Genomic DNA, 19,553 nt, shown 5'->3' with positions numbered 1-19,553 from the left:
GTCGACAGGCTCGGGGAGCGGGATCCGGGGCGAGGAGCGAAGCGATCGTCCTGGGCGGGGGCGCGGTGCGTGGGCGGGACGGGGCCCGGCTCAGACTCGCGCGAACACGTGCTCCAGCAGGGCACGGCGTCCTGCGGTGTTCCGAGCGCGCAGGGCTGCGGGCAGCTCGCTCAGGGCGTTGGCGCGGGAGGTCCAGTGGTTCGCGGCGGCGCGCGCGGCCCGGTTCCATCCCATCGCCCGGAGATCGCGCCGGGCCTCTCCGAACAGCGTGCGCTCCTGACGGAACTTCGAGCCGTCCGGACCGGTGACCGCGGAGACGCTCTGCGAGTGCCGGCGGTACGCGAAGCAGATCTCGTCGTCGAGGACCAGACTCCCGCCGTCCTTCGTGATCTCGAGCAGCATCGCAAGGTCCTGCACGACATCGAGGTCCAGTCGGAACTCGTGCTTCCTGAGCGCCTCGACCCGCCAGACGAGCGAGGGGAAGTACGTCCAGTTGCCGCGGAGCAGGCTCGTCGCGAGCTGCTCCCCCCGGTACTCGCGGGCACCGGTTCCGGAGAACCGGTAGAGCGCTTTGATCCGGTCCGCGAGCGGACGGGAGGGTGTGCCGTTCTCGTCGATGACCGAGACACCGGGCTGGATGATCGAGGCGTGCGGTAATGCGGCGATGAGCTCGCGCACGCGGCGGACGTAGTCCGGCAGCATGACGTCGTCGCAGCCCATGATGACGGAGAACTCCCCGGACATGAGGGACACGCACTTGCGATAGTTCTTCGAGGGGCGGAGGTTCACCTCGTTGCGGATGTAGGTGATGCGCGGATCGCCGAGCCCGACAGCCCACCGACCCGGGGCGAGGTCCGGGTAGACGTCGTCGACGATGGTCAGGTGCCAGTCGGGATCGGACTGCGCGAGGACGCTCTCCACCGCCGCCTGGAAGTGGTCGAAGCGGCCGTAGAAGGGCATCATGATGTCGAGCGTCACTCAGGTAAGCTAGCAACGATTCTCGGGCAGTGCGGAATTCTTCGACGATCTCCCGGCCCGATCACACGCACCGATCCAGAGCGGAACCTCATGACTGACACCCCCGTGAAGAAAGCTGTCATCACCGGCATCACCGGTCAGGACGGCAGCTACCTCGCCGAGCTCCTGCTGTCGAAGGGCTACGAGGTGCACGGGTTCGTGCGTCGCGCGTCGACCTTCAACACCGGCCGGATCGACCACATCTACGACCCCGAGGCGACCCACGACGGTTCGCCCAGGCTCCAGTTGCACTTCGCCGACCTGGCCGACGGGTCGCGCCTAGCGACGCTGCTCGCCGAGATCCAGCCAGACGAGGTCTACAACCTCGCCGCCCAGTCCCACGTGCGCGTCAGCTTCGACGAGCCGGAGTACACGGGCGACACGACCGGCATCGGGACGGTCCGGCTCCTCGAGGCCATCCGTCAGGTCGGTCTCCACTGCCGCTTCTACCAGGCGTCGAGCTCCGAGATGTTCGGGGCGACGCCGCCGCCGCAGAACGAGGAGACCCCCTTCTACCCGCGCTCGCCCTACGGCGTCGCGAAGGTCTACTCCTACTGGATCACCCGGAACTACCGTGAGGCCTACGGCATGTTCGCGGTCAACGGCATCCTGTTCAACCACGAGTCGCCGCGACGCGGTGGCACCTTCGTGACCCGCAAGATCACCCGCGCCGCGGCGCGCATCGCCGCCGGCCAGCAGGACTTCCTGTACATGGGCAACCTCGACGCCGTCCGCGACTGGGGCTACGCGCCCGACTACGTCGAGGGCATGTGGCGGATGCTGCAGGCCGACGAACCGACCGACTTCGTCCTGGCCACCAACACCGCGTACACCGTGAAGGACTTCCTGCAGTTCTCCTTCGAGCGGCTTGACCTCGACTGGGAGAAGTACGTCAAGTTCGATGAGCGCTACCTCCGTCCCACCGAGGTCGACGCGCTGATCGGCGACTACGCGAAGGCCGAGTCGGTCCTCGGCTGGACCCCGAAGGTGCTGCCACCGCGCCTCGCGCAGATCATGGTCGACTCCGACGTCGCCGAGCTCGAGGCGTCGGGCAAGCCCTACATCGACACCGCGGAGGTCTAGGCGCGGTGCGCGTCCTCCTCACCGGTGGTGCCGGCATGCTCGGTTCGAGCATCGCCGAGGTCTGGCCCACGCTCCGCGCTGCCGACGAACTGATCGTGGCGACGCGCGCAGACGCCGACCTCACCGATCGTGCCGCCGTCGCCGCCCTCATCGGACGCACGTCGCCGGACGCGATCGTGCACGCCGCCGCGAAGGTCGCCGGCATCCAGGCGAAGCTGCAGCGTCCCACCGACTTCCTGCTCGACAACCTCCTGATCGACACCTCGGTCATCCGAGGCGCGATCGACGCCGGCGTCCCCGAGCTGCTCTACGTGTCGAGCGCGGCGATCTACCCCGAGGGGCTCCCACAGCCGATTGGCGAGGGCGCGCTCCTCAGCGGCACGCTGGAGGGCGCGAACGAGGGATATGCGCTCGCGAAGATCGCCGGGACGAAGCTCTGCGAGTACGCGAGTCGGCAATACGGGTTCGCCTATCGCGCAGCCGTGCCGTCGAACCTCTACGGCCCGGGCGACGACTACACCCACGGTCAGGCGCACCTCATCGCCGCCGCCCTCGGCAAGGTGCACGCCGCCGTGACGAGCGGCTCCGACGAGGTCGAGGTCTGGGGCGACGGCACCGCCCGACGCGAATTCACCTACACGCCCGACCTCGCGGCGTGGCTCGTCACGCAGCTCGGCTCGCTCGACGCCTGGCCCGTCACGCTCAACCTCGGGCCGGGTGTCGACCACAGCATCACCGAGTACTACGAAGCAGCCGGTCGCGCCGCCGGCTTCACCGGTCACTTCCGGTACGACGCCACCAAGCCGTCCGGCGTGCACCAGCGCCTGCTCGATTCGGCCGCCGCCCGTGCGCTCGGCTGGAACCCCACCACCCCGCTCGCGGCCGGCGTCGCCGCGAGCTACCACGCCTACCTCGCAGCTCAGGAGCCACAGACAGCATGACCGACGACACTTTCGACTCCGGTTTCCCCCTCGCCACCTCCTCCTGGGATGCTGCGGAGTACGCCGCCATCCAGCGCGTCGTCGACAGCGGCCGCTTCACCATGGGTCCGCTCGTCGCGCAGTTCGAGCGCGATTTCGCCAGTGCGTTCGGCGCCGGATTCGGCGTCATGGTCAACTCCGGGTCGAGCGCGAACCTCCTCGCGATCGCCGCTGCGGTCCTCGACGAGCGGGTCGACCTGCAGGCGGGCGACGAGGTCTTGGTGCCCGCCGTGTCGTGGGCCACCACCTACTACCCGCTCCAGCAGTACGGCCTCATCCCGAGCTTCGTCGACATCGACGTCGACACCCTCAACCTGGATCTATCGCTCGCCGAGGCCGCCATCACCCCGCGCACCAAGGCGATCTTCGCGGTCAACCTCCTCGGCAACCCGAACGACTTCGCGGCGCTCACGGCACTCGCCGAACGTCACGGTCTCCTCCTGCTGGAGGACAACTGCGAGTCGCTCGGCGCGAAGGACGACGGTCGGTTCGCCGGAACGGTCGGAGCGATGGGCACGTTCAGCGCCTTCTTCTCCCACCACATCTCGACGATGGAGGGCGGGATGATCCTGACGGACGACGAGGCCACGGCGCAGATGCTCATCTCGCTGCGGGCCCACGGCTGGACCCGTGGGCTCCCCGAGAAGAACGCCGTCCACGACAAGTCGGGCGACGAGTGGGACGACCTCTTCCGCTTCGTCCTTCCCGGTTACAACGTCCGTCCGCTCGAGATGTCCGGCGCGATCGGCATCGAGCAGATCCAGAAGGTCCCGTCGCTCATCGCGGGTCGTCGGGAGAACGCCGTGTACTGGACGGAGCGCTTCGCCGACCTCGATTCCGTGCGCATCCAGCGCGAGCAGGGCGAGAGCAGCTGGTTCGGCTTCTCCCTCGTGCTCGAGGGCGCGCTCGCCGGCCGACGCAAGGAGGTCGTGCAGGCGTTCGCTGCCGAGGGGATCGAGTCACGGCCCATCGTGGCGGGCAACTTCACGAAGAACCCGGTCATGAAGTACCTCGACGCGAAGGTCCCGGCCGAACTCCCCGCCGCCGACAAGATCCACGAGGACGGGCTGTTCGTCGGCAACCACCACTTCCCGGTCCACGCCGGTATCGACCGCGTGTACGACGTGGTGGCCAAACTCTCCTAGGCTGGGTCTGCGCGGCCGCCCCACCGGTCCGCAGCAGCTTCCGTTCCACTGTCCACCTCTTCCCCCAAACCGACGAGGACCGTGCACCGTGACCCAGCCGATCAACGCGCCATCGAACGACGTCCTGACCCTCGGCGAGGCGGCCTCGCGGCTCCTCGGCTGCCGGGCGGTGCTGTTCGACCTCGACGGCGTCATCACCCCGACCGCCGAGATCCACATGCACGCCTGGGCGAAGCTCTTCACCGACGAGCTCCTCGCCCATGGGATCACCGAGCCGTACACCGACGCCGACTACTTCCAGTACATCGACGGCAAACCGCGGTACGACGGGGTGCGCGCGATGCTCGCGTCACGCGGCATCACGCTCCCCGAGGGTTCGCCGACCGACGCGCCTGAGCTGGAGACCGTGTGCGGTCTCGGCAACCGGAAGAACTCGGTGTTCACGGCCGTCCTGGAAGCGGACGGCATCGCCGCCTACCCGGGATCGTTGACCTTCCTCGACACGGTCGAGCAGGCAGGGCTCGAGGTCGCCGTGGTGTCGAGTTCCAAGAACGCCGAGGTCGTCCTCCGAGCGGCAGGACTCCGTGAGCGGTTCCCGGTCGTGATGGACGGCGTCGTCGCCGCGCGCGAGGGGATCGCCGGCAAGCCCGCGCCGGACACCTACGTCGAGGCCGGTCGTCTGCTCGGTTACGCGCCGTCTGAATGCGTCGTCGTCGAGGACGCGCACTCCGGGGTCGAGGCCGGTCGACGTGGCGACTTCGGACTCGTGCTCGGCGTCGATCGCGGCATCGGGCACCAGGCGCTCATCGATGCGGGAGCCGACGTCGTGGTCGACGACCTCGACGAGCTCGTCGACCCACTGCGGTCGGCTTCGCGAACAGCGGGGCCGGACGATCCGGCCGACTCCCAGACCTTCACGGCACCCCACGACTCCTCCGAGGACCAGGCATGAACCACATCACCAGCGACCCGCTCGACCGTCACCGGTTCCCGCTCGACGACTGGGCACTCGTCGAGACCCATGTCGACGCGGACGACGAGGGCACGACCGAGACCCTGTTCGCGCTCGGCAACGGCTACCTCGGCTTCCGCGGCAACGTCGAGGAGGGCCGCGACGGCCACGTCCACGGCACGTTCATCAACGGGTTCCACGAGACCTGGCCGATCCGTCACGCCGAGGAGGCGTTCGGCTTCGCCCGCGTCGGTCAGACGATCGTCAACGCGCCCGACACGAAGGTCGTGCGCCTCTACGTCGACGACGAGCCGTTGATCCTCAACGACGCCGACCTCCTGAGCTTCGAGCGTCGCCTCGACTTCAAAACCGGTGTCCTCAGCCGTGAACTCGAATGGCGGACGCCCTCGGGCAAGCGGGTCCACATCCGCTCCCGTCGCATGGTGTCCTTCACCGACCGCCATCTCGCGGTCCTCGACTACGAGGTCACGTTGCTCGATGCGGACGCGTCGCTCGTGCTCTCCAGTCAGATCATCAACCGGCAGGACCGTCAGGACGACTACCTCACGAACGCACCCGAGCCGGGGATGGGCGACCCGCGCAAGGCGGAGTCCCTCACCGAGCGGGTGCTGCAGCCGCGGTTCAAGCTCATCGACGGTCCGCGCGCCATGCTCGGGTACCAGACGACGAACTCCGGGATGACGATCGTGGCCGGCGCCGACCACATGATCGAGACCGAGAACGAGTACGAGGTCTCGACGCACATCGAGGCCGACCTGGCGAAGCACGTGTACACGATCCGCGGCCGCGCGGGCGTGCCCACGAAGCTCACCAAGATCATCAGCTACCACACCTCCAACGCCGTCCCTCCGAAAGAACTCGCCGACCGTTGTGCCCGCACACTCGACCGTTCCGCGGAGAACGGCATCGAATCGGCGATCCGCAACCAGGAGCTGTGGCTCGAGGACTTCTGGGCGCGCTCCGACGTCGAGGTCCACGGACAGCCGGCAATCCAGCAGGCGACGCGCTGGAACCTCTTCCAGCTGGCGCAGGCGTCCGCACGCACGGACGGTGGCGGTGTCGCGGCGAAGGGCGTGTCCGGCTCCGGGTACGGCGGCCACTACTTCTGGGACACCGAGGTCTACGTCCTCCCGTTCCTCAGCTACACGGCGCCGCTCGTCGCGCGGAACGCCCTCCGGTTCCGTCAGAACATGCTCGACGCCGCCCGCTCACGCGCGACCGAGCTCAACCAGCACGGCGCCCTGTTCCCGTGGCGCACGATCAACGGGCTCGAGTCGTCCGCGTACTACGCGGCCGGCACGGCGCAGTACCACATCGACGCCGACATCTCCTATGCGCTGCGGCAGTACGTCGCGGCGACGGGGGATGAGGACTTCCTCGCCCGCGGAGCCGTCGACATCTTCGTCGAGACGGCGCGCATGTGGGCCGACCTGGGTTTCTGGCGCGCGAACGGCAAGGACTCGTTCCACATCTACGGGGTCACGGGGCCCGACGAGTACACGACCGTCGTGAACGACAACCTCTACACGAACGTCATGGCGCGGGCCAACCTGCTGTCGGCCGTCGAGGCCGTGGAGCGCCTCCGCGAGGACGATCCGGCCTCCTTCGAACGCCTGGTCACGCGGCTGTCGCTCGACGACGCCGAGGTCCGCGAGTGGCAGCGCGCCGCCGAGCACATGCACATCCCCTTCGACAAGCGGCTCGGCATCCACCCGCAGGACGCCCAGTTCCTCGAGAAGGAGCTGTGGGACCTCGACCACACCCCTCCCGAGCACCTCCCGCTGCTCCTGCACTTCCACCCGCTCGTCATCTACCGGTTCCAGGTGCTCAAGCAGGCGGACGTCGTGCTCGCGCTGCTCCTGCAGGGCGACCACTTCACCGACGAGGAGAAGCTCGCCGACTTCGACTACTACGACCCGCTGACGACGGGCGACTCGACCCTGTCGGCGGTCGTGCAGTCGATCATCGCCGCCGAGGTCGGGTACCAGCGGCTCGCGCTCAAGTACTTCTGGTCGGCGCTGTTCGTCGACCTCGCCAACCTGCACCGCAACACCCCGGACGGTGTGCACGTCGCCTCCACCGGTGGGGTGTGGAGCGCGCTCGTGCTCGGCTTCGCCGGGATGCGCGACCACGGCGGCGTGATCTCCTTCTCGCCGCGACTGCCGGTCGACTGGCAGGGCATCACCTTCCGGCTCACCGTCAAGGGCACGCGGGTGCGCATCTCCGTCCGGCGCACCGAGATGCGGTTCACCGTCGAGGAGGGCGATTCCGCCTCGTTCGTCGTCGGCGGCGGCAACGTCCTCGTCGAAGCCGGCACGACGGTCACCGTTCCGCTCGACAACCAGGGTCCGCACCTCGTCGGCGAGCCGAGCGCGAGCGACATCGAGGGCAGCCGCCGTGCCGACGGCTCGCTCATCACCGTGTCGATGCCGACCATCGCGCTCGGGCCGGCGGACACCGAGTCGATCCCGATCATCCAGCCGCAGTCGGAGTAGGCGACTCCCGTCGTCCACTGACCCGCTCGACCGACCGTCGAGCGGGTCAGTCGACGACGGTCGGCTCCGGGCTCGGTTCCTGGCCGCTGGGACCGGGGACGGCGCCGCGCTAGACGGTCAGTGCCCGCCGGAACGTCTCGAGCGTCTGGGTCGCCGTGCGCTCCCAGGAGAACCGCTCCGCCTGTTCGAGACCGGCCGCGGCCAGTCGTCTCATCTCATCGGGCCGGGTCACGGCGGTGCGCATGACCGACGCGATGCTGTCGAGTGACGTGGGGTCCAGGTACAGGGCCGCGTCGCCGCACACCTCGTGGTAGACGGGGATGTCGCTCATCATGACGGGGAGGCCGACCATCATGGATTCGAGCGCCGGGAGGCTGAACCCGTCGACGAACGAGGGCATCGCCATGATGGTCGCTCGTCGGTAGAGCTCACCCAGTTCCTCGCTCGTGAGCCAACCTTTGAGTTCGACCCAGTCCTGCATGCCGGTCTCCTCGACGACCGCCCGCAGGGGATCGTCGCCGTGACTGCCCGTGATCACGAGCCGCGGCCGTTCGTGCTCGAGGAGCAACGGCAGGGCGCGGATGAGGCTCGCCCAGTTCTTGTGTGGGCGGCGGTTCCCGGTCGCGAGGACGAACGGATGCTCCTGATCCGGGTCGCGGTCGCCGTCGATCGTCGGCATGGTGCCGGCCAGGGGCACGAGGTCGATCCGGGCCCGCGGGACGTGCAGGTACTTCTCGATCTCGGCACGTGAGACCTCGCTGATGGTGAGGACCCTGGTGGCGTTCCTGGAGGTGAGGCGCTCCATGAGCTTCACGGGAGCGGTGTACAGCGGCGTCGTCATGAGCTCCGGATTGCTCCAGTACAGCATGTCGTGCATGGTCACGACGGACGGCATCGACGATCGCGCCGGCCCGAGCGTGGCGGGGGAGTGGATGAGGTCCGCCCCGTGTCGCTTCGCCTGGCGGGCCACCTGGAACAGCTCGCCGTAGGCCCAGATGAACCGGTTCTCCCCGCTGATCCCCGTGTCCACCATCTCGCCGGGGAACCAGGAGCGGTCGAGCTGGTAGCCCTCTCGGCTGGCGAGCCCCACGAACTCGAACTCGCTGCCCTGCCGGCCGATCTCGCGGTACAGCTCGCGGGCGTAGGTCTCCATACCGCCCTTCGTGCCGGTGTACGAGAGGAGGTCGACGGCTACGCGGGGCATAAGGCACGAGGATACCAGTGGGGCGGCCGGGATAGGCTGTCGGGTGGTCCGGTGAGCGGTGAGGAGCGGATCCATGCCAGCAGCATCAGTCGACGAACGCGTGTCCGTCGCCCTCTGCACCTACAACGGTGGGGAGTACCTCGCCGAGCAGCTGGAGAGTGTCGCGCGGCAGACGGTGCTGCCCGGCGAGATCGTGATCAGCGACGACGGGTCGACCGACGGTACGTCCGCCATCGTCGAGCGGTTCGCCGAGGCGTCGCCGGTCCCGGTCCGCTTCCTGCGGAACCCGACCGCGCTCGGCGTGACGCGCAACTTCGAGAGCGCCATCCGTGCGACCGTCGGGGAACTGGTCGTCCTGTCCGATCAGGACGACGTATGGCGGCCCGACCGCGTCGAGCGTGCCCTTGCCGCCTTCGACGCGCGTCCGGAGCTCCAACTGGTGTGCTCGGACGCCAGGCTCGTCGGAGCCGACGGTACCCCGCTCGGCACCACCCTGTTCGCCTCGCTGTCGATCGGGCCGGTCGAGCGCGACCGTATCCGCGCGGGCGACGCGTTCGGCGTGCTCTTGCGACGCAACCTCGTCACTGGCGCGACCGCGATGTTCCGACGTGCGGTCTTCGACGCGGCAGCGCCGTTCCCCGCTCCGTGGGTGCACGACGAGTGGTTGGCGATCGTGGCCGCAGCACGAGGACCGATCGAGTTCCTGGACGAACCGCTCGTCGACTACCGGCAGCACGGCGCGAACCAGATCGGGATCGTCGAGCCGACGCTGGCGTACAAGATCTCGAGACTGATGCAGCCGGGGCGCCAGCGCAACCGCGACATCGCAGATCGCGTCGCCGGTCTCGCTTCCTGGCTCGACGATGCCCGTGAGCCCGCGCCGCGCGCCGATCCCTCGTCCGTCGTCGCCAAAGCGGCCTTCGAGCGGTTCCGGGCCGATCTCGCTCCGGCCCGGTGGCGACGGATCCTACCCGTCATGCTGCGTGCTCCCCGCGGCGAGTACCAGCGGTATGCGAGCCAGGGGGCGCTGGACATCGTCAGGGATCTGCTGCAGCCGGCCTAGCCTCGCGTCACCTGCCAGACGGCCGCGCCGACCACGACGACGCCGAGGGCGAGGAGGCCGCCCCGCCACGGGGCTCGGTGGCGCGCGGCGAGGAGGAGCAGCGCCATCACGACGAGTTCCCGGGCGTTCACGAGCCAGGCCGCGAGCTGCAGGTCGTGGAGGGCGACGATGCCGACCGGGAGGGACAGCAGCACGCCGACCGCTTTGATCGGACTCGCCCAACGCATCCGGCTCTCGGCCTGGAGGACCGCCGTGACCGACCAGGCGACGACCGAGGGAGCGACCGACAGGGCGAGGACGGGGACGAGTGCGAGGGCGGGGTCCCAGTCGTCTGCGAGGACGGGGTCTACGACCAGCTCAGCCCCGATGCTCGTCGCCACGGCGGCCACGACCGCCAGGGCCAGCGATCGTCGGAGCGAATCCTCCGTGACCGCGACGATCTCGGACCCCCGGCCGTCGCGTGCCGCTTCGGCGAGGACCGGCCGGAGGACGTTGATCGTGGCCAGCGCCGCCGCATCGCCGATGCTCCGTGACAGCGACATGGCGAACGCGTACTGGCCGAGGCGTGCCCCGCCGGCGAGAGCCCCGATCGAGAGGCGATCGGTCTGCCCCTGTCCCCAACCGAGGAGCGAGAACAGCGCCGTGTGCACGTAGTCGCCGAGGACGTTCACGGTCGGTTCGCGGGAACGCGCATCGGTGGTGGACGCGCGGGGGAGCCGCGCAGCACGTCGCCGGTTGAGCAGGGCGAACCCCGCCTCCGCGAGCATCGCCTGCAGGGCGCTGGCGAGCAGCGATTCCGTCGCCAGGAGGGTCGGCACGCTGCAGAGCAGGGAGGCTGTCGACGACCACGCCTGATGCGATGCGATCTCCTTCCACCTCCGGGCTCGCTGCAGGCGGACCAGGGCGTCGATGCCCACGGCCGAAGCCGCCGGGACGAGGACGAACGGCGCGAGGGCGATCGCCTGCCATCGGTCCTCCGCGTGATGGGTCAGGAGCAGGGCTCCGACGGTCACGGCGAGCGTGGCGCCTCCGATCAGCGCGGACCAGACCCGGAACCGGAGGACGAACCGGTCCCCGGCCTCGGTGCCTCCGTGGACGACGGCGGTCTGCCGGGCGGCCGTGTCGCCGACGGTCTGGACGAGCGTGAGTGCGAGGACCATCCACGCGTACATGCCGACGAGGGACGGCGTGAGCCGGGCGGCCAGGACGAGCATGACGAGAGCCGACGCCACCCGGGGAAGGATCCGCTCGACGATCGCCCAAGCGAGGTGGATCATCGTCCGCTCACCCGCACGGTGGTCGATCCGCGTCTCGGTCGGTGAGCGTTGTCGTGGCGTCGGCGGGACCCTCGTCGTCGTCGGATGCCACGATCGTCGTGATCACAGGTACCACGTCCTCGATTGCAGGCTCTCGAATGCGCGCCCTGCCCTCGACGAGAGCCGCTCGACACCACGTCGACGGCGCGTGCCGTCGCGGCTCGGGCTGATGACCTGGAGCGCTCCGACGACGAGGACGATGGGGAGCTCCCAGCCGAAGGACCTCGGCATGCCCAGCCCGCGGTGTCGTCGGAACAACCGCACCGTTCCCCGGCCGTAGCCGAAGTACTGCCGAGCCACGGCTCGAAGGTCACCGCGAAGGCGGTACTCGACCACGGCCTCAGGGACCGCGGTGGTCGGGTGACCAGCCGCCGCCGCCCGCCAGAAGAAGTCCGTCTCGTCGCCGCCGCCGAGCAGGGTCTCGTCGAATCCACCGAGCCGGTCGAACACCCGTCGTTGAAACCCACAGTTCGCTCCCGGCGGCCATGGATGGAAGCCGTGCACGGTGCTGACGGCCTCCTGTCTTCCCGCAGGTGTGCCGTCCGGGAAGGTCCGCTCGAGCGCGCCGCCGACGCAATCCGCACCGGCTTCGAGCGCGCGCCGGTGAGCTTCGATCCAGCCGGCCCGGACGACGTCGTCGGCATCGCAGAGGAGCACCGCTGAACCCCGTGATGCCCGGATGCCGGTGTTGCGAGCGTGGTTGATACCCGGCCTGCCGCTCGCGTCGACGAGGCGAACGCGCCCGTCCCTCTCACTGAACCGGCGGACGAGTGCTGCGGTGCCGTCGACAGAGCCGTTGTCGGCGACGATGATCTCGATGTCGACGGACGAGCCTTGGGCGAGCAGGGCTTCGAGTTGCGTGGCGAGGGTCTTCGAGCCGTTTCGGCAGGGAATGACGATCGAGTACACGGGCCTCCGGATCTGTCATGGGCGAGGTGACCAACTTTACCGTCGTCTAACATACAACATATGAGATATGAGCCTGATCATCGTCGTCCACCCGCTCCTCCCGTTCGACGGGCGGCAGACATGACGACCGTGCTCCATGTCACCGACTGCTACGCGGGTGGGATCCCCGTGGCGATCGAGGCCTACGTGCGGAATTCGCCGCCGGGTGTAGAACATCACCTGCTCGCGCAGATCCCGGACGGCGCCCCGCTCGACGAGACACTGTCCGACTGCTTCGCCTCCGTGACCGCGCTCGCGCGGCGGCCGCTCGCTGCCGTGCGAGCGATCCGGCGGGTGCGCCGTCGTACCGGGGCCGACATCGTGCACGCCCACTCGAGCTTCGCCGGTGCGTACGCGCGGGTCGCCCTACGCAGCTCGCCGCGGACCCGCATCGTCTACACCCCGCACTGTTACGCGTTCGAGCGCACCGACCTCTCCGTCTGGAGCCGCCGCTTGTTCCGGGCCGTCGAGTGGCTGCTCTCGTTCAACGTCGAGACCATCGCTGCTTGTTCCGAGGGCGAGGCCGAAGCCGCGGAACGTCGCGGGCCCCTCCGGCCGCGCGTCGTCCACGTGCCGAACGTGGTCGCGGTTCCGCTGCCCGATGACCGCCGAGACGACCCGGGTCAGCACCGGCCGCTGCGGGTCGCGAGTCTCGGACGCATTGCTCCCCAGAAGGATCCGATGCGGTTCGCCGAAGCCATCGCGTCGATCCGGGCGAGCGGGGTCGAGGTGGCTCCCGTGTGGATGGGCGGCGGCCGCGTCGAGGACGTCACCCGGCTGGAGAGGGCTGGCGTCGACGTCACCGGATGGATCCCGCACGCCGAGGTGGGCTCGCGCCTCGTCCAGAGCGACGTCTACCTCCACACCGCTGCGTGGGAGGGCTTTCCCCTCGCCGTTCTGGAAGCCGTGCAGGCCGGCGTGCCGACGCTCGTCCGGCCGATCGCCGCGTTCGGAGTGGTCCCGGACGCCCTCACCCTCGAGGGCGGGCTCGAGGCGATGGTCGCCAGTCGGCTGGCCGGACCACAGGCGTTCGCCGCCTGGGCTGAGCGGAACGTCTCCCGCTGGTCGGAACGCCTCAAGGATCACACCCCGGCCCGCCAACGCGCGGCCCTCGCCGAGGCGTACCGGATACCGCAGGTGGCCTGATGCGGGTCGCTGTCGTGCAGTGGGGCCGCACCGGTGCGGGCCCGCTCTTCGCCCAGGAACTGGCTCAGGCGCTGCAGGAGGACGGCTGCGATGTCGTCGTGTCTTATTCCCTCGACGCCGAGGTGGCCGACCGGTTCGTGGCACTCGGTGTGCCGTCCTTCACGATCCGCACGTATCGCGACAAGCGCGGCGCGGTGCTCGGTCTCCCGCGTCTGCTCGGGGCGGCGTTCCGGCTCGACCGGTTCCTCCGGCGGCATCGCATCGACGTCGTCGTCATCGCCATGGAGCAGCTCTGGCAGGGGGCGGTCGCGCCCGTGTTCCGCTTCGGCGGTCGTCGGAGTCTGCTCTGCGTCCATGACGCGACGATGCACCCCGGGGACTTCTCGCGGCTCGAGCACCTCCTGCGTCGTGCCGAGCGTCGGGCGGCGGACGGAGCGATCGTGTTCTCCGCCCCGGTCGCCGCCGCACTCACGTCCCGTGGTGAGTTCCGCGCGGACCGCGTCCACGAGACCGTCCACGCCGCGTACCGGGTCGACGCGGGCCGTGCCGTGGTCCGGTCGACGTACCGGGAGGGTGTTCCGGTCGTCGGATGCTTCGGTCGGCTTTCGGCGTACAAGGGGCTCGGTCTGGGGGTGGAAGCGATCACCGAATTGCGCCGCCGCGGGATCCGGGTCCGGTTGCGGGTCGTCGGGTCCGGGACCGACGACGCCCTCGGCCTCCTCCGACACGAGGACGACGAGCTCGAGAACCGCTGGGTCGGCCAGGAGGAGATCGCGCAGGTGGTCGGCGGGTTCGACATCGCCCTCCTGCCGTACACCGAGGCCAGCCAGTCCGGGGTGCTCGCCTACGCGATGGCGCTCGGGGTGCCCTCCGTCGTGACGCCGGTCGGCGGCCTCGCCGAGCAGGCGATCGCGTCAGGATCGGGCATCGTGGCCACGGCGGTGACGTCGACCGCGCTCGCCGACGCGTTGGAGGAGATCCTCGCCGACGCCGATCGTTACCAGGCGCTCTCCGCGGCCGGTGTGCTCGCTGCAGCGGGTCCGTTCTCCTGGGCGCGCGTCGCGGCCGACGTGCGCGTCGCGGCAGCATCCGTCGTGTCCACGGGTCGCTGACCCCCTCGGGATGCGGCGGATGGCGGCCCCCACCGGGCTGAGGCTCCCGCCGCTCCGGGCCGCAGGCTCAGGAGGAGGCACACGGCGACGATCAGCATCGGTGTGAGATGCCGGAGGAACGAGCCGTAGTCCGGCTCGAAGATCGACTGCACGATCAGGAACGCGAGGATCGCCGCGAACAACCGGTTCTGGAACGCCGTGAGGACCGACGAGCCGCAGGGTGCTCGGAACCTCGCCGACCCGATCGCGGCGATGAGTGATCCCCAGATGGCGAGCAGGACGAGCGCCACGACGAGGTAGATCGCCCCGCCGCGGAGCATCAGGGGGATCGGGATGATGAACGAGGCGAAGGTGAGGACACTGTTGACGAACCCGGACACGGGGCCGGCACCGGGGAAGAACTGCACGATCAGGGTGTTGACCGATTCCGCGGAGCGGTGCTCGTTCACCGTCAGGCGGTAATGGTCGAGGTCGACACCGACGATCAGCGGGAAGACGACGGAGAGCCCGGCGTAGAGCACGAGGACGACCGCCACGGTGGCCGTCCAGCCGCGCCGCGCCCGCAGCGCGAGACGGAGCGCGAGGTAGAGGCCGGCCACGAGGAACCAGTACGTGCGGAAGCCCTGGGCGTACAGCAGCATCGCGACCACCGGCACCAGCTCGGCCGACAGACCTCGTCCGCGGTGGGCGATGAGGGCGAGTACCGCGCCCACGGTCAGCAGGTCCTTCGTGTACGCGCCGTGGTAGACGGCGGCGAGCGCGACGCAGCTGATGATGATGGCCCAGTCCACCCACTCGGCCGTCGTCGTCCGAGTGCGTGAGATCGCCACCGTCAGGACGAGCAGGTAGCTCGCGACACCGACGAGGGCGGCGAGCGTCGGCAGCTCGGCCAGGCCCATCCAGCGGTAGACCGCGGCGATGAGCTGGAACGACGAGTCGGCCTCGGTGAACGTCCCCCGGTTCACGCTGATGATCGTGCCCTCGTCGTTCGCGAAGTGCCCGGGCAGTCCTGGTTGGTCGGCTGCCACCCATGCGAGCGCGAGGAGCGAGGCGATCATGAGGAGCGAACCGCCGACGAGCGGGCGGTCACGTTCCCGCCCGCCGATAACGGGCGTCCGTCGCGTCAGCTGCCGGCGCCGCACGGCACGGTGGGCGCCGGCCTCCGCGCGGGCTCTGGCCGCGTCCCGCCGCGTCAGGTGCGCGGAAGGCTGCCCGGAGGTCACGGACGGATCGTGTGCTCGAAGCGCAACCTCGGCTGGAGGTCACCGAACCAGGTCTCCGCGTAGTTCGACAGCTTGCGGTTGTTGTTGTCGAGCGCGACGACCCGGCGGCCCATCTGCAGCCCGATGAGCATGGCGTGGAGGCGATCGGTGACGACCACCTCGCCGCGGCCGATCAGCCGGACGGCGGCGTCGAATCGACGTTCGGCTCGCCGCATCCACGCGGCATGGTCGCGCTCCATGAGGGGTTTCAACACCGGGTGCTTCGCCGCCCGCCAGCCGAGCCACTCGTGCGCCCGGAGGTCCAACGGGTCGGCCGGCCAGTCGGCGCTCTCGGAGCCCACGAGCCCACCCGCGCTCTCGCCGTCGGTCCGGGCGATGACGATGCGCCGCTGGGTCGGTTCGGGGGCGCTGATCGGGCCGAGGAGGTGCACCGCGTCCGGCGAGAGGCTGAGGTCGTCGACCTCGTCGCGGAGGAGGTCGTAGGAGGTCTGGTCGCGGACGGCGACCCGCAGCTTGGGCCGGGCGGCGAACCGTCGGGAGAACGCCCGGCGGTCTGCATCCGCGGGGAACACGACCGACTGCGGTGCCTGGATGAGCAACGTGTCGACCGGGAGACGCTCTGCGAGTTCGTAGCGAGCCTCGCTCAGCACCGGGTAGAGGCCTCCGAGATTGCCGCCGCCCTGGATGAGGACCGGGATCGACGAGTCCCGGACCCGCTCCGGCATGCTGCCGGCGCTCGAGGTGGTGCGGACCGCGATGTCGTGTGCGCGCCAGAACCTGGCCTGTCCGAGCGCGATGGCCGAGTCGCCCGAGTTCCGGTGATCGGGGAACTGTGTGTAGTGGAGTTCGGTGACACCGCGATGCAGCTCGACGAAGGAGGCTTCGGTGCGCTGTCGCATGGTCTCGAGGTAGGGCATGGGTACTCCGTCCGGATCGACACCGAGCGCTGTGCTGGAATCGGATACTTCAGTTGGTCGAATACATTATGCTCGATTGTCGCCGGGTCGTCTCGCGCTCCGGCGATCGACCTCGCCCGCCGCGACCCGTGCGCGCCGCTGCTCGATCCGATGCACACCAGAACATCCCCAGGGAGGCCACCGTCATGCCCTTCGTCGAAGCCCGCCGCTGCTGGGAGCGACGGTGCTCGCGCATGGTCCTCGTCCTCGACCTCCTGGCCGTCACCCTGGCGCTCACCGTGACCCAGCTCCTGTGGTGGGACGCGTACTGGCGCGGGACCGTGGAGGTCGCGGGGCCGTTCGGACGCCTACACCTCGGATACCCGGCGGTCACCCTCGCGCTCGCCGTCGCGTGGTGGTCGCCCCTGGCCGCGGCCCGATCGCGCCACCCGCGGGTCCTGGCGGACGGTTGGACGCCGTATCGACGGGTCGTGGTCGTGACGACGACGGTCTTCGGCACGGTGGCGATGGCGTCCTACCTCCTCAAGCTCGAGATCGGACGCGGGTTCCTGCTCACCGCCATGCCGCTCGGAGTCGCCCTCCTGCTGGCGGTCCGCTGGGGCGCCCGTCGACACCTCCGTGCGCGGCGACGCGGAAGCGCACTCGTCTACCGCACGCTGCTCGTGGGGGACCGCGACCAGGCGGTGCATGTCGCCGAGCGCATGCGCCGGGGCGACTGGGCAGGGCATCGGGTGGTAGGCGTCGCGACCCCGGGCATCGTCGACGATGACCGCATCGTGGGTGCCCCCGTCCTCACCGGGCGACCCTCGATCGTCGACGCCGCCGAGGAGGTCGAAGCGGACACGGTGATGCTCGTCGGCCCCGTCGAACTCACCCCCGCCGAGCTCCGCCGCCTCGGTTGGGACCTCAGCGAGCGCGGGGTGAAGTTCATCATCGCGCCGACGCTCACGGGTGTGGCCTCGACCCGCCTGTACCTGCAGGCGGTGGCCGGTATCCCACTCATCCACGTCGACCACCTGGAGCTGTCCCGGCTCGAGGCGGCGGCGAAGCGGGCGTTCGACGTCATCGGTTCCGCGACGCTGCTCCTGCTCCTGGCCCCGGTCATGCTCGTGGTCGCGCTCGCGGTGAAGACGACGAGTCGGGGGACCGTGCTGTACCGGCAGGAGCGCGTCGGCCTGCGCGGCCGCCCCTTCCAGATCCTGAAGTTCCGCTCGATGGCCGCAGACGCCGACACCGGAGCAGCCCTCGCCAGGCAGCAGCATGCGGACGAACTGCTCTCGAAGGTTCCGGACAACCCGCTCGTGACGCCGATCGGACGGATCCTCCGGAAGTACTCGCTCGACGAGCTCCCGCAGCTGTTGAACGTCCTGGGCGGTTCGATGAGCCTCGTCGGCCCGCGGCCTCACCGTGGGTGGGAGGTCGAACGCTACGACCTGCTTGCCCAGCGACGCCTCCTGGTCAAGCCGGGTATGAGCGGACTGTGGCAGGTGAGCGGGCGGTCCAACCTCTCCTGGGACGACTCCGTCGATCTCGACCTGTACTACGTGGAGAACCGGTCGGCCGCGATCGACCTGAAGATCCTCGCGCAGACGGTGCGGGCGGTCGTCGTCCCGGGAACCGATGCACGGTGATCCGGCGCCGCTCGGGCCGGGTTCAGCGTTCCGGGAGCTTGTGCCGCCAGCTCAGCCCGCCGGCACCGATGACCGCGCAGACGACGAGGAGCAGCCAGCCGCCGCTCAGCAGCAGGCTGCTCTCGGCAGCGCCCGATGCGAGCAGGGTCACGACGATGAGCGCGGCCCAGACGTGCACGACGCTGCGCCGATTGGTCGCGATGAGCCAGGTCCGCACGAGCGCCAGACCGCCGAGGAGGAGGAACAGGGCGAGCCCGATCAGTCCGAGCTGCAGGTACACGTCCAGGTAGGCGTTCAACGCCGAGTCGTTCGTGCGGCCGAGGCTCGCGTCGATGAACCGGTACGGGACCGCATCGGAGACCCAGCCGCCCGTCCACCCCCAGCCGTTGAGTTCGCTCGGGGCCAGTCGTCTCAGGGTCTCCTGCCAGAGCGCGTAGCGTTGCTCGATCTCGAGCCCGAGACCGAGGACGCGGAACACCTCGGATCGGAGGAGGTACCCGACCAGGCCGACGAGCGCGAGGACGGTGAGGAGGACGAACTGCCAGGTGCGGCGGAGTTCCGGTCGGAGTTGCCTGAAGACGTAGAGCACGGCGGTCGCGATGCCGAGGGCCGCGGCGAGGAGTGCGACGCTCGGCGAGCGCGTGCCGAGGATGAGCCCGATGGCGAGGGCGATGGACCCGATCGTCACCCCGTGCCGCACGGAACGGGTCCGCCACTCGACGACGAAGGTGACGAGACCGAGCAGGGCTGCGATGCCGAGGGCGCTCCGGGTTCCGAAGACCCCTTCCAAGGGGCCGCCGAAGGCGAGGTTCCCGCTGATCCCGAGGAACGGCAGCGGGGTGTCGATGAGGACGCCGCTCACGACCTCGAGCGCCAGGGACGTGCCGAGGAGTGCGCGGAAGGCGGTGCCCGTCGCCCGGACGATCTGGATGGTGTCGCGGGTCAGCGCGATCACGATGGCGATGAAGGCCCACGCGAGCTGCCCGCCGATGGCGGGTAGGGTCGCGAGGGGCGTGGCGCTCCACACCACCGACACCGCGCTCCAGGCGAGCAACAGCAGGACCGAGATCGGCAGGAGGCCACGCCACTCGATGATGGGGAGGCGTGCGAGGAGGATGCCCGTGCCGATCGTCGTGAGGCCGACGAGCATCGCGCTGAAACCGGCGACACCGATCAGGCTCGTGACGAGGTGCTCGCCGAAGGCGGTCGCGACGGCGATGGTGGCGAACGCGGCGGCCAGCGGCGCTGACGAGAGGACGCGTGCGGCGACGGAGAACGCGTCGAAGTCCGCCGGTCTCAC

General features: G+C 69.6%; 16 protein-coding genes. 9 read left to right on the top strand and 7 right to left on the bottom strand.

Annotation, left to right across the window (positions count from 1 at the left end):
• Positions 1–90: 90 nt before the first annotated feature.
• Positions 91–978 (bottom strand): glycosyltransferase family 2 protein, encoded by an 888-nt coding sequence (locus tag EAO79_RS16755; protein WP_124769668.1) that lies wholly within the window; start codon positions 976–978, stop codon positions 91–93.
• Positions 979–1,068: 90 nt separating this feature from the next.
• Here EAO79_RS16755 and gmd point away from each other — a divergent pair, with 90 nt between their 5' ends.
• From gmd to EAO79_RS16730, 5 genes are all read left to right on the top strand, one after another.
• Positions 1,069–2,100 carry a GDP-mannose 4,6-dehydratase gene (gene gmd / locus EAO79_RS16750; protein ID WP_206428248.1) on the top strand — a complete coding sequence of 344 codons (1,032 nt, stop codon included), beginning with the start codon at positions 1,069–1,071 and terminating at the stop codon, positions 2,098–2,100.
• Between the two features lie 5 nt (positions 2,101–2,105).
• A complete protein-coding gene (locus EAO79_RS16745) occupies positions 2,106–3,041 on the top strand; it encodes an NAD-dependent epimerase/dehydratase family protein (RefSeq protein ID WP_079707283.1) in 936 nt (311 codons plus the stop codon).
• Positions 3,038–4,225 carry a DegT/DnrJ/EryC1/StrS aminotransferase family protein gene (locus EAO79_RS16740; RefSeq protein ID WP_124769667.1) on the top strand — a complete coding sequence of 396 codons (1,188 nt, stop codon included), beginning with the start codon at positions 3,038–3,040 and terminating at the stop codon, positions 4,223–4,225. The genes EAO79_RS16745 and EAO79_RS16740 overlap by 4 nt, the downstream gene beginning before the upstream one ends.
• Before the next feature lie 124 nt (positions 4,226–4,349).
• A complete protein-coding gene (locus EAO79_RS16735; RefSeq protein ID WP_079707406.1) occupies positions 4,350–5,177 on the top strand; it encodes an HAD family phosphatase in 828 nt (275 codons plus the stop codon).
• Positions 5,174–7,693 carry a glycoside hydrolase family 65 protein gene (locus EAO79_RS16730; RefSeq protein ID WP_124769666.1) on the top strand — a complete coding sequence of 840 codons (2,520 nt, stop codon included), beginning with the start codon at positions 5,174–5,176 and terminating at the stop codon, positions 7,691–7,693. The genes EAO79_RS16735 and EAO79_RS16730 overlap by 4 nt, the downstream gene beginning before the upstream one ends.
• 109 nt (positions 7,694–7,802) lie before the next feature.
• On the opposite strand, the gene EAO79_RS16725 is transcribed toward EAO79_RS16730, so the two are convergent.
• Entirely contained in the window at positions 7,803–8,897 is a 1,095-nt protein-coding gene (locus tag EAO79_RS16725) for a glycosyltransferase family 1 protein (protein WP_164486967.1), read from the bottom strand.
• Between the two features lie 73 nt (positions 8,898–8,970).
• Between EAO79_RS16725 and EAO79_RS16720 the strand changes: the two genes are divergently transcribed.
• A complete protein-coding gene (locus EAO79_RS16720) occupies positions 8,971–9,960 on the top strand; it encodes a glycosyltransferase family 2 protein (RefSeq protein WP_124769664.1) in 990 nt (329 codons plus the stop codon).
• Here the strand turns inward: EAO79_RS16720 and EAO79_RS16715 are convergent.
• Together EAO79_RS16715 and EAO79_RS16710 are read right to left on the bottom strand one after the other, a co-directional pair.
• Positions 9,957–11,237 carry a lipopolysaccharide biosynthesis protein gene (locus EAO79_RS16715; RefSeq protein ID WP_124769663.1) on the bottom strand — a complete coding sequence of 427 codons (1,281 nt, stop codon included), beginning with the start codon at positions 11,235–11,237 and terminating at the stop codon, positions 9,957–9,959. The genes EAO79_RS16720 and EAO79_RS16715 overlap by 4 nt on opposite strands.
• A 102-nt stretch (positions 11,238–11,339) precedes the next feature.
• Positions 11,340–12,185, bottom strand: a complete 846-nt coding sequence (locus EAO79_RS16710) for a glycosyltransferase (RefSeq protein WP_164486966.1) — start codon at positions 12,183–12,185, stop codon at positions 11,340–11,342.
• Positions 12,186–12,305: 120 nt separating this feature from the next.
• Between EAO79_RS16710 and EAO79_RS16705 the strand changes: the two genes are divergently transcribed.
• Together EAO79_RS16705 and EAO79_RS16700 are read left to right on the top strand one after the other, a co-directional pair.
• Entirely contained in the window at positions 12,306–13,370 is a 1,065-nt protein-coding gene (locus tag EAO79_RS16705; RefSeq protein ID WP_164486965.1) for a glycosyltransferase, read from the top strand.
• A complete protein-coding gene (locus EAO79_RS16700) occupies positions 13,370–14,482 on the top strand; it encodes a glycosyltransferase family 4 protein (protein ID WP_124769660.1) in 1,113 nt (370 codons plus the stop codon). The genes EAO79_RS16705 and EAO79_RS16700 overlap by 1 nt, the downstream gene beginning before the upstream one ends.
• Here EAO79_RS16700 and EAO79_RS16695 read toward each other — a convergent pair.
• Positions 14,368–15,705, bottom strand: a complete 1,338-nt coding sequence (locus EAO79_RS16695; RefSeq protein ID WP_124769659.1) for a hypothetical protein — start codon at positions 15,703–15,705, stop codon at positions 14,368–14,370. The two genes, EAO79_RS16700 and EAO79_RS16695, sit on opposite strands and share 115 nt — an antisense overlap.
• A complete protein-coding gene (locus tag EAO79_RS16690; RefSeq protein ID WP_124769658.1) occupies positions 15,702–16,622 on the bottom strand; it encodes a polysaccharide pyruvyl transferase family protein in 921 nt (306 codons plus the stop codon). The genes EAO79_RS16695 and EAO79_RS16690 overlap by 4 nt, the downstream gene beginning before the upstream one ends.
• Before the next feature lie 185 nt (positions 16,623–16,807).
• Here EAO79_RS16690 and EAO79_RS16685 point away from each other — a divergent pair, with 185 nt between their 5' ends.
• Positions 16,808–18,253, top strand: a complete 1,446-nt coding sequence (locus EAO79_RS16685; protein ID WP_164486964.1) for a sugar transferase — start codon at positions 16,808–16,810, stop codon at positions 18,251–18,253.
• 22 nt (positions 18,254–18,275) lie between these two features.
• Here EAO79_RS16685 and EAO79_RS16680 read toward each other — a convergent pair whose 3' ends face one another.
• On the bottom strand, positions 18,276–19,553 hold the full coding sequence (locus tag EAO79_RS16680) for an O-antigen ligase family protein (protein ID WP_124769656.1): 1,278 nt from the start codon (positions 19,551–19,553) through the stop codon (positions 18,276–18,278).

The sequence above is a fragment of the Plantibacter sp. PA-3-X8 genome, assembly GCF_003856975.1.
Taxonomy (GTDB): Bacteria; Actinomycetota; Actinomycetes; order Actinomycetales; family Microbacteriaceae; genus Plantibacter; species Plantibacter auratus.
This window is presented reverse-complemented; position numbering and strand designations above follow the sequence as displayed.